Genomic DNA, 499 nt, shown 5'->3' on the forward strand with positions numbered 1-499 from the left:
TGCATGAACTGCGCAGCGCCTTGCGCAAGGCGGGGGAATTGCTGGGCGATCGCACCCGTGACAGCAGCGAGGTGACGTTGCGGCCGCATCGCGTCGGCGATGTCGGCTGGGTCGTGCAGCGCCAGGCCCAACTTTATGCCGAGGAATATGGCTGGACGATCGAGTTCGAGGCCATGCTCGCCGAGATCGGCGCCGATTTCATTCGCAATTTCGTGCCCGGCCGCGATTTCTGCTGGATCGCAGAGCGCGGTGGTGAGCCGGTCGGCGCGGTGTTCCTGGTTCATCAGGACGACGAAGTGGCCAAGCTGAGAATGCTGCATGTCGAGTCGTCGGCGCGCGGCCTCGGCATCGGCAAACGACTGGTCGCGGAATGCGTGAACCAGGCCCGGGCTTGCGGCTACGCCAAGCTGGTGCTGTGGACCAACGACATCCTCGTCGCGGCGCGCGCAATTTACGAACGCGCCGGCTTCAGGTTGGTCTCGCAGGAGCACCACCACAG

1 protein-coding gene is annotated in these 499 nt (G+C 64.7%); it reads left to right on the forward strand.

The window, feature by feature from the left end:
• The coding region (locus EN893_RS37405) for a GNAT family N-acetyltransferase (protein WP_164901567.1) at positions 1-499 on the forward strand (499 nt) is incomplete at both ends.

Origin of the sequence: Mesorhizobium sp. M7A.F.Ca.CA.004.04.2.1 (assembly GCF_004022825.1) — a bacterium.
GTDB lineage: Bacteria > Pseudomonadota > Alphaproteobacteria > Rhizobiales > Rhizobiaceae > Mesorhizobium.